The following is an 18,426-nucleotide window of genomic DNA, read 5'->3' on the forward strand; positions in this document are numbered from 1 at the left end:
TGTGTAAAGTTTTTGTTAAAGTGTTCTTGGCTGTTTTTTGGGGAATGTCAGGGAAAACTCGGTTCCTTTGCCCTCTTCGCTCTGCACTTCTATTTTTGCATGATGCGCTTCAGCCAAATGCTTGACAATTGCAAGGCCTAATCCCGTCCCTCCCGAATTGCGGCTTCTCGCCCGGTCAACTCGGTAAAAGCGTTCAAAAATGCGCAATGTTTCTTTTGGATCAATGCCAATCCCTGTATCTTGTACTTTCAGAACAACAGAGTCGCTTTGTTCTTCGAGTGCGACCGTTACATGGCCGCCTGATGGTGTATAGGCGATCGCATTGGAGACAAGGTTCAAAACGACTTGCTTCAGCCGCTGCCAATCCCCTTCAATGACGGAGCTACCTTGTTCTTTTATATGCAAGTGCATGCCTTTTTCTTCGGCTTTGCCCCGAACTAGTTCAAACACATCTTCAGTGATGTCTTTCAGCGACATGTCTTCCAAATCGAGCTTAAACTGTGCATTCTCAATTTTCGACAGCTCCAACAAATCGACGATCAGCATTTGCAGTCGGTCGCTTTCTTTCCATATGATTTCCGTAAACTGTTTAGAAAGCACGGGATCGTCTACGGCCCCGTCCAGGAGTGTTTCTGCAAAACCTTTAATCGATGTAACAGGCGTTTTTAACTCATGGGAAACGTTGGCAACAAAGTCTTTCCGAACTTGCTCTAGCTTTTTCTGTTCGGTAATGTCATGCATGACAAGCGTCACACCTCTGAGCCTGCCTGAATCTGCCATCACCGGCGCACCGTATACATCATAAACACGAGTTGAAAAGTGCTTCGTCCATTCTACTAGGCTGCGCTGTTTCTTCTCCGTCATATAAACCAATTGCACAAACTGGATAAGGGGTTGGCTCGGAAATACGTGGTAGTACGGTTTTGAAAGCCAATCACTGCTATCGACTTCAAAAATTTGCTCCGTCGTTTGGTTGAGCAACACCACATCTCCACGAACATTCATAAACAATAGCGCACTCCCCATATGGTCAATGAGCGCAGCCATTCGGTCTTGCTGTGCCTGGTGGCGTCTCGATAGTTGCTCCAAGTTATACGCTAGCGCATTAATGGAACGGCCTAACAGCCCAAGTTCTTTATGGTGATCTTCATACGTCCTAGTCTGATAATCACCCTCGGCTAGGCGAATAGCCGCTTTTGTCGCTTGGTCAATTGGATGGATAATTTGTTTGGTGATGCGAGTAATTAAAAACAAAATAAAAATTAATGCCCCTAAAAAGCTAACACCAATAACTGTCCATACCGTCCGATTCATTTGGTTCAACGGCTCTACAGACACACCGACACGGACATAGCCAAGCATCTCCCTGCCTTCTTCCAAAGGAAGGGCGTAATAAAGCAATTCTTGGCCAATCGTTTCACTAAAGCGCAGTTCCAGTTCATCAGTGAGGCGAGCACGCTGAATTTCTGGGCGATCAAGATGATTTTCCATTTTTTGCGGATCCGCCCATGAATCGCCAATGACGTTCCCTTCAGCATCAATGATTGTTAAGCGTGCATCGATTTCCGCACCAATTTCTTCCGCAATTTGTTGAGCTTGCGCGCCACTTGGATAGCCATCGTGCATGACTGCCCAAACGGCCAATGCTGCTTCATTTTTGATCCGCTCTGAAACAAAGTCAACATAGCGCTCGTTTGACCAGGAACCAAGCGTTAATCCTAATACTAGGAGAACAAGCGTGATGACGAGCATGATGCTGAAAATAAAACGGTTGCGGAGTTTATTCATTCTTTGCCGGTTCCTCTAGCTTATAGCCAAGGCCGCGAATCGTTTTAATATAGACTGGTTTTTTAGAATTAGGCTCAATCTTGTCGCGGAGGTGGCTAATATGCACGTCCACAATTCGCGTATCGCCAACAAATTCATAGTTCCATACAGCGTTCAGAAGCTGGTCTCTTGTAAGCACCCGCCCTTTATGGTCTGCCAAATAAACAAGCAGTTCAAACTCTTTTGGCGTTAATGTGAGCAGTTCTTTTTTGACGTAAACTTCGTAGTTTTGCGGATAAATCGTCAAATCCGCAATTTGAATGCTTTTGCCTTTTCCCTGTTCATTCTTTGCCGCGGCTCCGCCTGTTTGTTCAATTCGACGAAGGATTGCCCGTACGCGCGCGGTCACTTCCCGTGGGGAGAACGGCTTTGTCATGTAATCGTCAGCCCCAAGTTCTAAGCCAAGAACTTTATCAAACTCATCATCTTTGGCGGTAAGCATGAGAATCGGCACAAAAATTTGTTCTTGTCTTAGCTGCCGACATACATCCATGCCATCCATGCCAGGGAGCATGAGGTCCAGGATAATGAGGTCAAAATCTGCTTCTTTTGCTCGGTCAAAACCCGCTTGGCCATCCAATTTGGTTTCGACTTCAAAACCCGCTTGCTCTAAATTGTATTGCAAGAGCGTCGAGATGGACGGTTCGTCATCAACTACGAGTATCCGCTTTGCCATAGGTGCTTCCTACACTCCTAACTTTTTGATTTGAACGGTCTCTCTCTTTATAATGCTAGTATAGCAAACTTTTTACTCATATCCCTCTTCATCAGGCAAAATAATCCGATATGGCACCGGGGAATTTAAAACCGTAGACGTATTGATCGTTCCATACGGAATAAGACGGTCAATTAATTTCCTCATACTGCCTACATCTGATACGGCTGCTTTAATAAAGTAGCTCACTTCACCTGTTACTCGGTGGCATTCAATAATGTCATGCTCCTGTTGTACCATCTCTTCAAATTCCACTACAGGTACTTTTAAACCACTGACTTGGATCAGCAACAGTATATCTTTTCCAATTTTTTTCAGCGAGACGCGTGTGGTGAAATTTTCAATAATGCCTTTCTCTTGAAGCCGCAACAGCCTTTCCGACATGCTGGGACGGCTTAACGACAATTCTTTTGATAATTCACTGATTGTCATTCGCGCATTCTCCTGCAACAGTTTCAGAATATCGCGATCCATTTTATCCATTTCAGTCACCTTTTTCAAATTGAATCAAAATGAATAGTAAACACTTCATTCATTAAACCACAAATCACAACATCCTTCTAGTTGGTAAGCAAAACTCTTTAAATGTCTTATCCAATAATGGCCCGATCGAAGATGATGGGATAACAACGATGCATGACGTGAAAAAGAGCAGCCCACATAAATAAGCATGCTCGATAACGATTTTTATTGGTTTTGGGCGTGGCTACCAACCGACCGTGTTTAGCCTATAGCCGACGTACAGATCGACACGAATACCAGCTAATTTATGGATGGGAATTTTGCATAGGTGCCCGTTTCAAGCAGACTGTACGGAAACGAAAGACTACCCTCCAAGCGGTTCTCCCCGTCTACAAGGAAATCAAAACCAAAGAAAGAGCAAAACGACATAGTGAAAAAGGATCTATACGAGACGATCATCGACGAAAAAACGGTCGATCAAGAAAATGGGAGTAGAGCTTAAGTCAAATCTCTACTCCCATTCTTCAATTTAAAGGCTCTTGGAACAGCCTCTGCTTCCTATTACTCCGCTGGCAATGCTGCCATTACATTGCGAACGGATTGCACGGATTTGTCCAGTTGTGCTTTTTCTTCTTCTGTCAAGTCGAGCTCAATGACTTTCTCAATGCCGTCACCGCCAAGAATGGTCGGTACGCCCAAGTACAGGTCATGTTGACCATACTCGCCCTCGAGGTAGGCAATCGTTGGGATAATGCGTTTTTTGTCTTTTAAAATCGCTTCAACCATTTGTGTAAGCGATGCAGCCGGCGCATAATAGGCGCTGCCATTACCTAGCAAGCTAACGATTTCGCCGCCGCCTTTACGCGTACGTTCGACAATTTCTTCAATCCGTTCTGAGGAGATCAGTTTTGTTAGCGGCACTCCGCCCGCTGCTGAATAACGGATAAGAGGAACCATATCATCTCCATGGCCGCCTAAGACAAAACCAGTAACATCCTCAACGGATACGTTTAGTTCTTGGGCAACAAACGTACGGAAACGTGCTGTGTCAAGAACGCCAGACTGGCCGATGACACGGTTTTTCGGAAAGCCAGATTCTTTATAAACTGTATAAGTCATCGCATCAGCCGGGTTGGTCAAAACGATAATATAGCTGTTAGGCGAATACTTAACAACTTCTTTTGTGACAGACTTCATGATTTTTGCATTTGTGGCTACAAGATCATCACGGCTCATTCCCGGTTTGCGTGCAATACCAGCCGTAATGACAACGACATCCGAATCTTTCGTATCTTCGTAGCTAGAGGTACCGATGACCGTTGAATCGACGCCTTGGACAGGTGTAGACTCAAGCATATCAAGGGCCTTTCCTTTCGTAGGACCTTCCATGTTTGGAATATCCACTAAAACAACATCCCCTAGCTCTTTTTGGGCAACCATAAGCGCAGTGGTAGCTCCTGTAAAGCCACCGCCGATTACAGAAATTTTTCTTCGTTTAATTGCCATGCCAAACACTCCTCAACATGTGTAGTCAATCTGCCTATCACGAAATAGATTTATAGATTTTTGATCAATTCGTCTGCAAATCCTGAGCAAGACACTTCTGTTGCGCCATCCATCAAGCGAGCAAAATCATAGGTGACAACTTTGCTGGCAATCGTTTTGTCCATTGACGCCATAATCAAATCTGCTGCTTCTGTCCAACCAAGGTGACGCAAAAGCAGTTCTCCTGACAACAGGACGGAGGAAGGGTTGACTTTGTCGAGTCCTGCGTATTTTGGCGCTGTGCCATGTGTCGCTTCAAAAATGGCATGACCTGTATCATAGTTGATGTTTGCCCCTGGAGCAATGCCAATTCCGCCTACTTGGGCAGCAAGAGCATCAGAAATGTAATCGCCGTTTAAGTTCATCGTCGCAACCACATCAAACTCTTTCGGGCGAGTCAAAATTTGCTGCAAGAAAATGTCCGCAATGGCATCTTTCACAATGATTTTGCCAGCAGCTTCTGCTTCGCTTTGCGCTTTATCGGCAGCTTCGCGGCCACTTTCTTCAACAATTTTATCGTACTCAGCCCATGTAAATACTTTATCGCCGAACTCACGCTCAGCTAGTTCGTAACCCCAGTTTTTAAACGCGCCTTCGGTAAATTTCATAATGTTGCCTTTATGGACAAGCGTGACGCTCTTGCGTCCTTCATCAAGTGCGTATTGGATGGCCGAACGGACTAGGCGCTCTGTTCCTTCCTTCGATACAGGTTTTACACCGATGCCAGAAGTTTCAGGGAAACGGATATTGGTTGCGCCAAGCTCATCTTGCAAAAAGGCAATAAGCTTTTTCACTTCGTCAGAGCCTTCTTTAAATTCAATCCCTGCATAAATATCTTCTGTATTTTCCCGGAAGATGACCATATCCGTATCCTCAGGACGTTTCACTGGAGATGGCACTCCTGTAAAATAGCGGACTGGACGGAGACACGTGAACAAATCAAGCTCTTGACGGAGTGCCACGTTTAATGAGCGGATACCACCGCCAATTGGCGTTGTTAAAGGTCCTTTAATCGCAATTAAATACTCGCGAACTGCGTCAAGCGTTTCTGCTGGAAGCCATTCCCCCGTTTGATTGTACGCTTTTTCGCCAGCAAGAATTTCTTTCCAGTGGATTTTACGCTCACCGTTGTATGCTTTTTCAACTGCGGCATCGAGAACACGAGAAGCTGCTGCCCAAATGTCTGGGCCTGTGCCGTCGCCTTCAATGAATGGTACGATTGGCTCGTTTGGAACGTTTAAAACACCGTTTTGAGTTTGGATTTTTTCTGCTGCCATGGTAAAACCTCCTAAGGATGTTTATGTAGAACGGAGTTTCCTCCGCCTAGGACTATCGTGTTTCTACTGATTTGTAGCTGCGTTTGTTCGGGCCGACATACTCAGCACGTGGACGGATCAGGCGGTTGTTTGCATACTGTTCGAGGATATGGGCAATCCAGCCAGATGTACGGCTGATCGCAAAAATCGGCGTGAACAAATCATGTTTAATCCCAAGACTATGGTATACAGTCGCTGAATAAAAATCAACGTTTGGCAGCAAGCCTTTTTCGTTGGTGACCAATTCTTCAATCCGCAAAGACATGTCGTACCATTTTGATTCTTTAATAACGTCTGTTAGTTGTTTTGACATTTCCCGCAAATGCTTGGCCCGAGGATCGCCATTTTTGTATACACGATGGCCAAAGCCCATGATTTTCTCTTTATTATCAAGCGCTTTCCGGATATACGGTTCCACCTGGTCAAAATCTTCGATTTCTAGGAGCATTTTCATAACGCCTTCATTTGCACCGCCATGAAGTGGTCCTTTTAATGCGCCAATCGCCGCTGTAATGCCTGAATATATATCAGACAGCGTAGCTACACAAACGCGCGCCGTAAACGTCGAGGCGTTTAGTTCATGATCGGCATGGAGCACAAGCGCTTTATTAAAAGCTTCTACTGATATGGCATCCGGATTTTCGCCTGTTAACATGTATAGGAAATTCGCTGCAAACGACAACTCCTTGTTTGGAGCAATCGGTTCCTTGCCAGAACGAATTCGCTCAAAGCCGGCGACAATCGTAGGAATTTTTGCTTGAAGTTTAATCGCTTTGCGGTAATTTTTTTCTTCCTCGACTGATTCTGCCTCGTCATCAAACAAACCAAGCATCGAAACCGATGTACGCAGGGCAGCCATTGGATGAATGCTATCGATTGGATAGGCTTTCATTTGTGCGAAAATTTCATCGGGGACACTTGCTTGTTCAGCAAGCTCTTTTGAAAACGATTCCAACTCTTCTTTCGTAGGCAATTCACCATTCCACAGCAAATAAACGACCTCTTCAAAGCTGGCATTTTCCGCCAGGTCGTCAATGCCATAACCATGGTACGTTAATTCATCATCAATAATGGAGCTAACGCTCGATTGTGTTGCCACAATACCTTCTAAACCGCGAGTTGTAGTCACCTTTATCTCTCCTTTTCTCTAAATATAATCCCTTCGCGTACAACGCCTGGTAAAGCGGTTACGAAAAACGTCGTAAAGGATGATACGGTCGTGACACTTATCCCCATAGTTGGGCGATGTATTGGATAGCGCGCATCGTCAAATAAGCAATGCCTGCACCAATTAAAGGGCCGACCGCAACGCCGTTTAAAAAAGAAACAGCGACGATGGTGCCAAGTACGAGGGCAGCTGTAATATGCGGATCGTTTTTCAGCAAGTCAATCCCACTTGCAGCTACGAGCGCAACAGCGATGCCGCTGCCAAGCGCAACCCATGCATACAATGATTTTGTTGCTTCTCCCAGCTGTTTGAACCCAATATCCCCTGTAGCAATCGGCACAAGGACAGCTATGGTAATAATGGTGACGCCAAGGTTGATTCCTTTTGCCTGCATGAGAGGAAACACTTTATCTCCAAGCCCTGTCCATTTTATAAGTAACAAAACGGAAATAGCGATGATTAAAGATTGGTTCTTTGCAATAAGGGCGATAGCCATTAATAGCAGCAAAAACAAGGTACTCTGAGATAACAATGATTTCTCCTCCAGCTTAAACTAGGCAATTCATATCATAACACAGTTTTGCAAATTCGGCTATATCCCACAGATTCAGACAAACTTAGCGCCGTTTGATCACGGTCCAGTTCCCTTTTGTCATGCTGCTATGAACGATTTTCAGCAAAAGGGCTTTTACAATCGCGCGCGTCCATGGAATAAGGCAAAATAAACCAATGACGTCGGTTAAAAAACCTGGCATGACAAGTAAAATGCCACCAAACAAAATGCACAAACCATCGAGCAAAGCATGGCTTGGGATTTGGCTGTTTTGCATTTGCAGACGAGCAAGACGGTACACTTGCATCCCTTGCTTTCTGGCAAAAACAAAGCCTAATATGGACGTGGCAAACATAAGAAGCAGCGTTTGCCATATGCCTAGCCAATTGACAAAGGCCGTAATGATAAATAGTTCCAATACAGGAATCGCGATCGCAACGACGACAATCGATTTCTTCATTGTTCGTACCACCTTTGCCGACTGTAAAAAAGGAGAGGCTCACCTCTCCTTTTCAGACTGTAGACAAACGCTCGCATACATCAGTGTTTGCCAAGCATTTTCTATCAGTCAGTTTGATTCTTCTATTATAATACACGGGCTTGGCCGCTGTAAATGTTTCCGCTAATGCAATCCACAGTCACTTCATCGCCGTCTTGGAAACGTTCAAGGGCATTGGCGACACCAACGACAACAGGCGTGCTTAAGTTTAAGCCAACAACGGCAGCATGGGATGTAAGGCCGCCTTCTACAGTAACGACAGCAGCAGCTTTTTCGAACGCTTCGATCATGTCTTTATCTGTTGACTTCGTTACAAGCACAGAACCTTCCGTTACTTTTTCAATCGCTTCTTTTGCGTCACGGGCAACAACGACTTTTCCCGATGCAGAGCGTCGTCCGATGCCTTGTCCTTTTGCTGCTACTTCTCCAAGCATATGGACTTTCATTAAATTCGTTGTACCTGACTCCCCAACTGGAACACCAGCGGTAATGATAACAAGGTCGCCTTGTTTCACCACCCCTGTAGCGACTGCCGCTTCAACCGTACGGTCTAACATTTCGTCTGTTGTATTCGCTTGTTCTCCAAGTATTGGCGTAACACCCCACACAAGCGCCATTCTCCGGTAGGCACGCTCATTGCTCGTCACGGCCAAGATTGGCGATTTCGGCCGGAAACGCGATGTCATCCGTGCCGTATAGCCACTTTCTGTCGCTGTTAAGATCGCAGCAGCATTCAAGTTTGAAGCAGTATATGCAACGGACTGGCCAATTGCACTTGTAATCGATGTTTTCACTTCTTTACTTTTCCGACGCAGCATGTTTTCATAATTGAGGGCTTGTTCTGTTCGTTCGGCAATATTGTGCATCGTTTGCACCGATTCTACAGGGTAATCACCAGCAGCAGTTTCCCCAGAAAGCATAATGGCGTCTGTCCCATCAAAAATGGCGTTGGCAACATCGCTTGCTTCAGCACGGGTAGGACGCGGGTTACGTTGCATGGAATCAAGCATTTGCGTGGCAGTAATGACCGGCTTGGCCAACTCATTGCATTTTTTAATGAGCTGCTTTTGCACAAGCGGTACTTCCTCTGCTGGAATTTCTACACCTAAGTCTCCCCTTGCGACCATAAGGCCATCCGATACTTCAAGAATTTCGTCGATATTGTCAACGCCTTCTTGGTTTTCGATTTTTGGGATGATCGCTGTATCCGCAGCGCCATGCTTTTCAAGGAGCTCGCGGATTTCTAAAACATCGGAAGCGCGGCGCACAAAGGAAGCAGCTATAAAGTCGACTTTTTGCTCAATCCCAAATACAATGTCAGCTGCATCTTTTTCGGTCATCCCTGGGAGGTTGACGCTAACATTTGGGACGTTGACGCCTTTCTTGTTTTTCAGTACGCCACTGTTGCGCACAATCGTAACCAGCTCAGTGTCGCGGATTTCCTTTACCTCAAGCCCAATTAAGCCATCATCGAGTAAGATCGTACTTCCGACTTCTACATCCTCGCAAAGCCCTGGATACGTAATGGAGATCTTTTCTTTCGTCCCTTGGACTTCATTCATTGACACAATGAGCTCTTGCCCTTTCTCAAGTTCAATCGCTCCGCCTTCTACCGTTTGTGTCCGGATTTCTGGCCCTTTTGTGTCAAGTAGAATAGCAACCGTTTTTCCAGTCCGTTTTGCCGCTTCGCGAATGTTTTTAATCCGGGCGCCGTGCTCTTCAAAATCCCCGTGTGAAAAATTCAAACGGGCTACATTCATCCCTGCTTCAATGAGTGCCGTTAGTTTTTCAAGTGATTCACTTGCTGGTCCAATCGTACAAACAATTTTTGTTTTACGCATACGTTCCTCCTTATAAATGTGCTGCTGTTAAATGGATAATTCCTGGGATAGCTTGTACATTTCTTGATCAATCGTGTGGGGCTGGTCTAAAATTTCATCAATTGGGTGGTAGACAAGTTCATTTTTTTGAATGCCAACTGTCATGCCAGCCTTGCCTTCTAACAACAAATCGACTGCCTTTGCGCCAAGTCTGCTCGCCAAGACCCGGTCTGCTCCTGTCGGCGATCCTCCGCGCTGAATGTGGCCGAGCACTGTTACTCTCGTTTCCATATTCATTTCTTTGCTGATCCGATCGCCGAACTCCATACCCGAACCGACGCCTTCAGCGACGACAATAATGCTGTGCTTTTTGCCTCGTTCTTGGCCACGCTTAATCGTTGCTAATATCTGCTCCATATTATGCTCAGCCTCAGGAATCACAATGGTTTCTGCGCCATCGGCAAGGCCTGCCCACAAAGCCAAATCACCTGCATGGCGGCCCATTACTTCAATCACGTATGTACGGTCATGAGAAGTGGCCGTATCACGAATTTTGTCAATCGCGTCAATCACTGTATTTAATGCTGTATCAAAACCAATTGTAAAATCAGTGCCTGGAATATCGTTGTCAATCGTCCCGGGAACGCCGATTGTCGGAAAGCCATGTTTTGTCAATTGTTGAGCGCCACGGTAAGAACCATCTCCCCCAATAACGACTAGCCCTTCAATTCCAAATTTCTTCAGCTGTTCAATGCCTTTTTGTTGGCCTTCTAACGTTTTAAATTCTTCACATCGAGCTGTGTAAAGCATTGTTCCGCCACGATGAATGATATCACCGACAGAACCAAGCTCCATTTTTTTAATGTCGCCATTAATTAAGCCTTGGTACCCGTAGGAAATGCCGTACACTTCCAAACCATGAAAAATCGCTTTCCGGACAACCGCACGAATGGCCGCGTTCATACCGGGAGAATCCCCGCCACTTGTTAATACACCTATCCGTTTCAATGCAAATCCTCCTAACACACTCATATCAAAGCAAAGCAGCTGTGTTTCTCTGCAGTCTCTGCAAGTAAAGATACCACTTTGATTTGTCGAAAACAAGTATCGTTCCACAATAAAAGTGCTTTCAAGCAATGAAAGCACTTCCATCTTCCTATTGTCCTGTAGTTGCCGCTTCCTCAGGGATTTGACCGATTTTCATAAACTTTTCATAACGTTCATCGAGAAGAACGTCTACAGGCTTCTCAGCAAGCCTTGTTAATGCTTTTTCTAAAAGACGGTCGATTTCGTTTGCTTGTAGTTGCAAATTACGCTGGGCACCGCCTCGAGGTTCAGGAATAATCGAATCAATAATGCCTAGCTCATATAAGTCAGGAGCGGTAATGCGCATCGACTCCGCTGCCTTTTTAGCCTTTCCTGCATCTTTCCAAAGAATGGCAGCAGCCCCTTCAGGAGAAATGACTGAGTATGTCGCATTTTCCAGCATGTGAATTTCATCGGCTACACCGAGGGCTAGAGCACCACCACTGCCGCCTTCGCCAATGACAATGCTAATTGTCGGCACTTTCAATCCGGCCATTTCCAATAAATTGCGGGCAATTGCTTCGCTTTGGCCGCGCTCTTCCGCCGCTTTTCCAGGATAGGCACCTTTCGTATCGATGAAGCAAATAATCGGGCGTTTGAATTTTTCCGCTTGTTTCATTAAGCGCAGCGCTTTGCGGTACCCTTCTGGGTGTGGAGAGCCAAAATAGCGGACAATGTTTTCTTTTGTATCTTTTCCCCGCTGGTGGCCAATGACGGTTACCGGCTTGCCTTTATAAGTGGCAATGCCGCCAACAATTGCTTTATCGTCGCCAAACAGCCGATCGCCGTGCATTTCCAAAAAGTCCTCAAATAAAACGTCCACATAATCGAGCGTTGTTGGGCGCTCATGGTCACGGGCGATTTGCACGCGTTCCCACGGCTGCAAATTGGCATACACTTCTTCTTCCAACTCGCTTAAGCGGGCTTCCATTTTTTTTATTTCTGTACTGAGGTCCAAATCCCGCTCCATTGCAAATGCACGGAGGTCGGCAATTTTTTGCCTAAGCTCAATGACCGGTTTTTCAAATTCTTGTTCCGAAGACAATGGTTATATCCTCCCTTTGTTACTGATGCATCGCCAACAGCTTAGTCAGCGTTTCTTTCATTTCTAGCCTTGGAATGACACGATCAAGCTGGCCATGCTCCAAGAGAAATTCTGCTGTCTGAAAGTCTTCAGGAAGTTCCTGACGAATGGTCTGTTCAATAATGCGCCGCCCAGCGAAGCCAATCAGTGCTTTCGGTTCGGCAAAATTGTAATCGCCAAGAGAAGCGAAACTAGCAGATACGCCACCCGTCGTCGGGTTGGTCATAATCGAAATATAAAGACCCCCTGCTCGGTTTAACCGCTCAAGGGCGGCGCTCGTTTTGGCCATTTGCATGAGACTGAGCATGCCTTCTTGCATACGTGCTCCCCCTGAAGCAGCAAAAATAAGCAACGGAACGTTTGTTTCAGTGGCCAATTCAATTGCCCTCGTTAGCTTTTCCCCGACCGCTGAGCCCATGCTCGCCATCCGAAAATTGGGGTCCATTACTGCAATGACAACTGGATATCCATTTACCTTTCCTTCACCAGTGACCACCGCTTCATTCAAACCGGTTTTTTTACGGTCGCTCTCGAGCTTCTCCTCATAACCTGGAAACTGGAGTGGGTTGCCTCCTTTGACAGAGGCGAATGTTTCTTTAAACGTGCCATCGTCAATGATGGAGCCAATTCGCTCTCTCGCACTCATGCGATGGTGATGCCCGCAAGTCCGGCAAACACTCAAGTTCTTTTTTAAGTCTTTTGTATACATAATCGTGCGGCACGAAGGGCATTTGGTCATAATGCCTTCTGGCACTTCCTGCTTAGCCCGTTCAGAGGGAATCGTCGCGTACCTTTTTTTCTTTGAGAACATATCTTTTAACATGATATTCGCTCCTAACTTGATGCTAAAGCCGGCTCCTTGCTTAAAATCGGCTATTTTGTAAATGAAGACGCATCGCCTTTAGCGCCTGGTCACTATCACGCTTCTTTAATGCCTCCACAATTTGCTCGTGTTCTTTTATCGATACAGGAGGACGGCCGCTCCGTTCAAGGGATTCCTTGATCGCTTCTTTATTAAAAGCAACAAGGGATTTCCAAATGTGGAACAGCAGGACGTTTTGGCATGATTTTACAATCGTTTTATGAAAACGATAGTCTTCTTCTACAGGAAAGTCTCCTTGGTTCCACTCTTTTTTGGAACGTAAAATCAACGTGTCGAGCTTCCTGATTTGCTCGTCTGTTATTCGCTCACAAGCGAGTTTTAACGCTTCCAACTCTATAATTCGCCTTGTCTCAGTCAAATCCTTCCTTGCCTGCTCGTCTTTTAGGACAAAAGACAACAAGAGGTCGACCAATTTATAGCTTGACGTCGCCTTCATAAACGTGCCTTCGCCTCTTCTCGTCTCAATAAGATCGAGGAGCTCAAGGCCGCGTAAAGCCTCGCGAATAGAGGAGCGACCGACATCAAGCCGGTCGCTGAGTTCCCGTTCAGAAGGAAGCTTATCGCCACTTTTTAAGCCATCGTTTTGAATCATTTCACTTACGGCCCGAATGATCTCTATATACCTTTTTGGCTGGTCAGCTGCCATTTTTCACTCGCCCAATCAATCAATAATCGCTAATTTCCGTGTTTTTTCCGCTACTTCTTCCGGGTCTACTTTTACGCGGGCAACTCCCGTCTCCATCGCTTTTTTAGCCACTGCCGCCGCTACTGCTGGGGCAACGCGAGAGTCAAATGGCGCTGGGATTACATAATCAACAGACAACTCTTCTTCAGAAACTAAATTGGCAATTGCATAAACAGCTGCCACTTTCATCTCTTCGTTAATATGGGTAGCACGGGCATCTAGCGCTCCGCGGAAAATCCCTGGAAAAGCTAAAACATTATTCACTTGGTTCGGGAAATCAGAACGGCCTGTACCGATAACAGAAGCGCCCGCTGACTTTGCATCTTCTGGCATAATTTCTGGAATAGGGTTAGCCATGGCAAAGATAATCGGGTTGTCATTCATGCTTTCAACCATTTCTTTTGTGACTGCCCCTTCAACAGATACACCAATAAATACGTCGGCCCCTTTAATGACATCTTCAAGCTTGCCTTCTTCTTTATTCATGTTTGTCCGTTTTGCGACCGTTTCTTTGACTGCATTCATCCCGTACGGGCGGCCTTCATAGATAGCGCCTTTTGTATCGCACATAATAATGTTGCGCACGCCCATACGGAGCATTAATTTAATGATGGCGATCCCAGCAGCTCCTGCACCATTGGCGACTACTTTGATTTCAGACAGTTTTTTGCCGCTGATTTTAAGAGCGTTGATCAAGCCTGCAAGAGTAACAATCGCTGTCCCATGCTGGTCATCATGGAAAATCGGAATATTTGTCTCCTTTTTTAACCGCTCCTCAATCACAAAGCAGTCTGGCGCCGCAATATCTTCTAAGTTGACACCGCCAAACGTCGGCTCAAGCAACTTCACCGTATTGACAATTTCATCGACATCGTTCGAACGGAGGCAAATCGGAAAAGCATCTACACCCGCAAACGACTTAAATAAGACAGCTTTCCCTTCCATAACAGGGAGGGAAGCTTCTGGTCCAATGTTGCCGAGACCGAGCACGGCTGTGCCATTGCTGACAACGGCAACCATATTCCCTTTCATCGTGTACTCATACACCGTTTCAACATCTTCAAAAATTTCTTTGCACGGTTCGGCTACACCTGGGGAATAGGCTAAGCTTAAGTCTCGGGCATCCTTAACTGGGACTTTCGCTTTTGATTCTAGTTTTCCTTGGTTTATCCGGTGCATGTGAAGCGCTTCTTCTCTCGTCGTTGGCACGTATCTCTCTCCTTTTCGTTTTGCTCACTGGTCTGACCACTCAATTCTACGCTCCCTATTATAAACAACTCCTGTCCATACGCCAATAGGTAGCGAGAGGTTTCCCGTAAAAATCTTGATTTGAATAGGCTCTCTTTACTCTTCTTCGCTTTTTAGCACAATATTCTCTTCTCCAAACATTTGTTTCAATAACTGAAGCGTCTTCCTTGTTGGGGCGACACTGTATTCATCTGCAAGGCGGGTTCGAGCCTGTTCTTTTTCTCTGTAAAGAATCACTTGTGTCGAACCGACATCTTGGCTTAGCACATATTTTAAGTCGCTCAGACGTGTCGGCTGATCTTTGTCTGCCGTTAGACGAATATAGAGCGTTTGTTTTTTCTTGTTTTTGTTTAGTTGCAAAACGTCAGCTGCTTTATGGATAATAAACTGTATTTTTCCTTGCCGTTCTTCTAATACGCCTTCTAAAAACACAAGGGCGTGGGGGGCGAACAGCCCTTCGTATACTTTCCACGCTTGGGGGAAGGCTACGCAACTACATTCGCCCGATTCGTCGCTCAGTGTCAAAAAGGCCATCGCTTCGCCTTTTTTCGTCACTATTTTTTTAACATCGATGACCATTCCGGCGATTCGAACTGCTTTTCTGGAAGGGATACATTCAACTAAAGGGATACGACCGAACCGTTCTAGCCGCTCCAGTTCATTTTCAATTGGGTGGCCAGATAAATAAAAGCCAAGTACTTCACGCTCCCCTTCTAAATCTTCCATTTTCGTAGACGGCGTCACATCCAAGTAAGCTGGAACGGCAGGCTTGATTGTAAACAGCCCCCCTGAAGATGCTTTGAACGAGCGGACTTGCTCAGCAAAAGCTTCTGCTTTATCCAAATTGCCGAGCAGCGTCGCTCGCGATTGGCCAAACTCGTCCAATGCCCCAGCTTTAATAAGAGCCTCCAGTACCCGCCGGTTGACAGCCGGTGAGGCAACACGGGCGTAAAACATAAACAAGTTGCTGTCGCTGTTTTTTCCCCGCTTGCTTATGATTTCATTGACCGCTTGGACGTTAACGCCAGCGATGGGCAAAAGCCCAAAGCGAATTTGGCCATTTTCAAGTTCAAATAGCAGACCGCTTTTGCACACAGACGGAGGCAGCACACGAATGCCTTCTTTTTTCGCCTCGTTTATATACGAATACAGTTTTTCGTGATTTTGCCAAACAGAGGAAAAGAGCGCAGCAAAAAAGGCAGCTGGAAAATGGACGCGCAAATAAGCAAGCCAGTAGCTAATAAAACTGTACGCTGTTGCGTGGCTTTTAGGAAAGCCGTAATTGGCAAAACGCTCAATTAATGAAAAAATAGACTCTGCCTCTTCTAGCAAAAATCCGTTTTCAACAGCCCGGCGAATAAATTGCTGTTTTTCTTTAACGATGACATCATGTTGCTTTTTGCTAATGGCCCTCCGGAACAAATCGGCTTCAGCTAAACTATAATTAGCCGTCGCCTGCACCACTTGCATAATTTGCTCTTGGTAAACGAGGACGCCAAATGTCGGCTCGACAATTGGCCGCAGTGATTCATGGGGGATAATAGCTTGAGTGTGCCCGTGTTTGCCACGAATGTATTCTGGAATAAATGCCATCGGTCCTGGCCGATAAAGAGCACTTGTAGCAACAATGTCTTCAAACCGACTCGGCTGCAACTGTTTCAGCACTTGCCTCATGCCTGCCGACTCAAGTTGGAAAATCCCCGTTGATTTCCCTTGTTGAAGCAGCTGGAAAGTGGCCTTATCATTGAGTGGAATGTGCTGCAAGTTTAGCGCGACACCCTTTTCTTGTTCAATCACTTTGAGCATCCGTTCAAGCAACGTCAAATTGCGCAGCCCGAGAAAGTCAAATTTCACAAGTCCTAGACGCTCCAAACTGTCCATGTCCGCTTGCGTCACCGCATGACCGTCGATTCCTAATTGCAACGCTGTTTTATCGTTGAGTGGCTTGTCGCTAATAATTACCCCAGCAGCATGGGTCGATGCGTGCCTCGGCAACCCTTCAATTTGCTTAGCAAAAAAAAGCAACTCGTCCAATTCAGGCGATTCAAGGCCTTGAAAGACGCCTTTTTTCTGTGCTTCGCTAAGGCTGAGAGAAGCAGGGGTTAAAGACTTCGCAACGCGATCCACAAAAGTATGGCGGATCGACAGTGCCTTTCCGACGTCGCGAATCGCAGCGCGTGCTGCAAATGTACCAAACGTTAACACTTGGGCAACTCGATCATGGCCAAAACGCTCTCTAACATACGCAATCACTTCATCACGGCGATAGTCTGGAAAATCGACATCGATATCGGGCAAACTTGCACGCTCAGGATTTAAAAAGCGTTCAAACAGTAAGTCATGGGCTAGCGGGTCAACGTCCGTGATGAACAACGTATAAGCGACGATGGAACTAGCCGACGAGCCCCTGCCTGGGCCTGTTAAAATGCCTGATTGTTTGGCATAGCCGACAAAGTCAGCGACAATTAAAAAATACGAGGAATAACCCCGTTCTGCAATAATGGCTAGCTCATGTTCCAATCGTCTTTCCGCCTCTATTGCCCCTGTCTTGTAGCGCGCTTTCAAGCCTTGCCTGCATAACGTTTCTAAGCGCTTATCTGCTTGCTCTACCGTAAGCCCATCGTAAGCAGGTATCCGCGGCTTTTCTTCAGGTAGATACGATTCGGCTTTTTCAGCAAGCGCCCTTGCCTGGATAAGCGCTTTTTCAGGGAAGCGTTCCTTCAGCGAGTTTGCGGTCGGCAGATGCCACCGTTGCCAGCCCTCTTCTAATTCAAGGTGAGTCGTCGTCGTCCCTGCCCCTATCGCACGCACAAGTTGGTAAACAGGTGCATCCTCTTTGCGCAAAAACCGGATCGGCGGAGCAGCCACACACGGGATTTGGTGGGCGTTCGCAAACTGTACAAACTCGTGGTCGCTTTCACCTCCTGCAAGCTCGATAAACGCTTCAAGCCCGCGAGCTAGTTGCTCCCAAAAGCGAAGCCAATTGCCTTTTGCAACAACAAAGGCTTCGCTCGGGATAAAAACAAAACAAGCCGTGCTGTTTGCTTTCCATGTTTCTAGCTCAATCGCCGCCTCTTTTGTTTGAAAGCCAAGCGATGTACTATGGGCCACAAGTTGGCGATAGCCTTCTTCATTTTTGGCAACCATCCGTACCGGTATTGTCTTCTCCTCGAGTCGGACAGTCACTTCGAGGCCAAGCAGCGGTTTGATTCCAGCTTTCTTACAGCTTTGAAAAAAAGGCACAGCCCCATATAGTACATGCCTATCTGTGAGGGAAAGCGCTGTGTAGCCAGCTTCCTTAGCAGCTTGGACAAGCTCATCCACCCGGTTTGTTGACTGGAGTAAGCTGTATTGGCTGTAAACATTCGTAATGAGGGCATCCACGAAACCACTTCCTCTTATTTTTCGCTTCAATACTTAGTAAAAATGACTTTAATGGAAAAGGGCGCCCTATGCAACTTTCTAGACTTGTCCACAATTGACCTGCATAATTCCCCGCCCTCGGCCTTATATATGAAAGTAAAGCTTTCTTGGA

At 46.1% G+C, this 18,426-nt stretch carries 15 protein-coding genes; all 15 read right to left on the reverse strand.

Annotated features, from left to right (window positions below):
- Nucleotides 1-15: 15 nt before the first annotated feature.
- Nucleotides 16-1,788 (reverse strand): two-component system histidine kinase PnpS, encoded by a 1,773-nt coding sequence (gene pnpS, locus N6H06_RS17520; RefSeq protein ID WP_062749732.1) that lies wholly within the window; start codon nucleotides 1,786-1,788, stop codon nucleotides 16-18.
- On the reverse strand, nucleotides 1,781-2,503 hold the full coding sequence (locus N6H06_RS17525) for a response regulator transcription factor (RefSeq protein ID WP_062749733.1): 723 nt from the start codon (nucleotides 2,501-2,503) through the stop codon (nucleotides 1,781-1,783). Before N6H06_RS17525 ends, pnpS begins: the two co-directional genes overlap by 8 nt.
- A 72-nt stretch (nucleotides 2,504-2,575) precedes the next feature.
- The gene (locus tag N6H06_RS17530; protein WP_062749734.1) at nucleotides 2,576-3,025 is read right to left on the reverse strand and encodes an Lrp/AsnC family transcriptional regulator; all 450 of its coding nucleotides are present in this window, start codon (nucleotides 3,023-3,025) and stop codon (nucleotides 2,576-2,578) included.
- A 540-nt stretch (nucleotides 3,026-3,565) separates the two neighbouring features.
- Nucleotides 3,566-4,510 carry a malate dehydrogenase gene (mdh, locus tag N6H06_RS17535; protein ID WP_062749735.1) on the reverse strand — a complete coding sequence of 315 codons (945 nt, stop codon included), beginning with the start codon at nucleotides 4,508-4,510 and terminating at the stop codon, nucleotides 3,566-3,568.
- Between the two features lie 50 nt (nucleotides 4,511-4,560).
- The gene (gene icd, locus N6H06_RS17540; protein ID WP_094426637.1) at nucleotides 4,561-5,826 is read right to left on the reverse strand and encodes an NADP-dependent isocitrate dehydrogenase; all 1,266 of its coding nucleotides are present in this window, start codon (nucleotides 5,824-5,826) and stop codon (nucleotides 4,561-4,563) included.
- 52 nt (nucleotides 5,827-5,878) lie between these two features.
- Entirely contained in the window at nucleotides 5,879-6,994 is a 1,116-nt protein-coding gene (gene citZ, locus N6H06_RS17545) for a citrate synthase (RefSeq protein ID WP_263707600.1), read from the reverse strand.
- Between the two features lie 97 nt (nucleotides 6,995-7,091).
- Entirely contained in the window at nucleotides 7,092-7,565 is a 474-nt protein-coding gene (locus N6H06_RS17550; protein WP_011247559.1) for a DUF441 domain-containing protein, read from the reverse strand.
- 85 nt (nucleotides 7,566-7,650) lie between these two features.
- The gene (locus N6H06_RS17555; protein ID WP_062749738.1) at nucleotides 7,651-8,046 is read right to left on the reverse strand and encodes an FxsA family protein; all 396 of its coding nucleotides are present in this window, start codon (nucleotides 8,044-8,046) and stop codon (nucleotides 7,651-7,653) included.
- A gap of 125 nt (nucleotides 8,047-8,171) precedes the next feature.
- Complete coding sequence (gene pyk, locus N6H06_RS17560) at nucleotides 8,172-9,926, reverse strand: pyruvate kinase (protein ID WP_062749739.1); 1,755 nt, start codon at nucleotides 9,924-9,926, stop codon at nucleotides 8,172-8,174.
- Between the two features lie 27 nt (nucleotides 9,927-9,953).
- Entirely contained in the window at nucleotides 9,954-10,913 is a 960-nt protein-coding gene (pfkA, locus tag N6H06_RS17565; RefSeq protein WP_062749929.1) for a 6-phosphofructokinase, read from the reverse strand.
- 148 nt (nucleotides 10,914-11,061) lie between these two features.
- Nucleotides 11,062-12,036, reverse strand: coding sequence for an acetyl-CoA carboxylase carboxyl transferase subunit alpha (accA, locus tag N6H06_RS17570; RefSeq protein ID WP_062749740.1), 975 nt, complete (start codon nucleotides 12,034-12,036; stop codon nucleotides 11,062-11,064).
- Between the two features lie 19 nt (nucleotides 12,037-12,055).
- On the reverse strand, nucleotides 12,056-12,898 hold the full coding sequence (gene accD, locus N6H06_RS17575; RefSeq protein ID WP_062749741.1) for an acetyl-CoA carboxylase, carboxyltransferase subunit beta: 843 nt from the start codon (nucleotides 12,896-12,898) through the stop codon (nucleotides 12,056-12,058).
- A 40-nt stretch (nucleotides 12,899-12,938) separates the two neighbouring features.
- The gene (locus N6H06_RS17580; protein WP_062749742.1) at nucleotides 12,939-13,604 is read right to left on the reverse strand and encodes a FadR/GntR family transcriptional regulator; all 666 of its coding nucleotides are present in this window, start codon (nucleotides 13,602-13,604) and stop codon (nucleotides 12,939-12,941) included.
- 15 nt (nucleotides 13,605-13,619) lie between these two features.
- Nucleotides 13,620-14,822, reverse strand: a complete 1,203-nt coding sequence (locus tag N6H06_RS17585) for an NAD(P)-dependent malic enzyme (protein WP_193754519.1) — start codon at nucleotides 14,820-14,822, stop codon at nucleotides 13,620-13,622.
- Nucleotides 14,823-14,987: 165 nt separating this feature from the next.
- Nucleotides 14,988-18,275 (reverse strand): DNA polymerase III subunit alpha, encoded by a 3,288-nt coding sequence (locus tag N6H06_RS17590; RefSeq protein WP_212954046.1) that lies wholly within the window; start codon nucleotides 18,273-18,275, stop codon nucleotides 14,988-14,990.
- Between the last annotated feature and the right edge of the window lie 151 nt (nucleotides 18,276-18,426).

Origin of the sequence: Shouchella tritolerans (assembly GCF_025770735.1) — a bacterium.
Lineage (GTDB): Bacteria > Bacillota > Bacilli > Bacillales > Bacillaceae_D > Shouchella > Shouchella tritolerans.

Coding starts and splice junctions, on each gene's coding strand:
- N6H06_RS17580 (WP_062749742.1), bottom strand. CDS start 13,604: ATGGCAGCTGACCAGCCAAAAAGGTATATAGAGATCATTCGGGCCGTA.
- N6H06_RS17525 (WP_062749733.1), bottom strand. CDS start 2,503: ATGGCAAAGCGGATACTCGTAGTTGATGACGAACCGTCCATCTCGACG.
- pyk (WP_062749739.1), bottom strand. CDS start 9,926: ATGCGTAAAACAAAAATTGTTTGTACGATTGGACCAGCAAGTGAATCA.
- accD (WP_062749741.1), bottom strand. CDS start 12,898: ATGTTAAAAGATATGTTCTCAAAGAAAAAAAGGTACGCGACGATTCCC.
- N6H06_RS17555 (WP_062749738.1), bottom strand. CDS start 8,046: ATGAAGAAATCGATTGTCGTCGTTGCGATCGCGATTCCTGTATTGGAA.
- N6H06_RS17530 (WP_062749734.1), bottom strand. CDS start 3,025: ATGGATAAAATGGATCGCGATATTCTGAAACTGTTGCAGGAGAATGCG.
- N6H06_RS17585 (WP_193754519.1), bottom strand. CDS start 14,822: ATGCACCGGATAAACCAAGGAAAACTAGAATCAAAAGCGAAAGTCCCA.
- icd (WP_094426637.1), bottom strand. CDS start 5,826: ATGGCAGCAGAAAAAATCCAAACTCAAAACGGTGTTTTAAACGTTCCA.
- mdh (WP_062749735.1), bottom strand. CDS start 4,510: ATGGCAATTAAACGAAGAAAAATTTCTGTAATCGGCGGTGGCTTTACA.
- pnpS (WP_062749732.1), bottom strand. CDS start 1,788: ATGAATAAACTCCGCAACCGTTTTATTTTCAGCATCATGCTCGTCATC.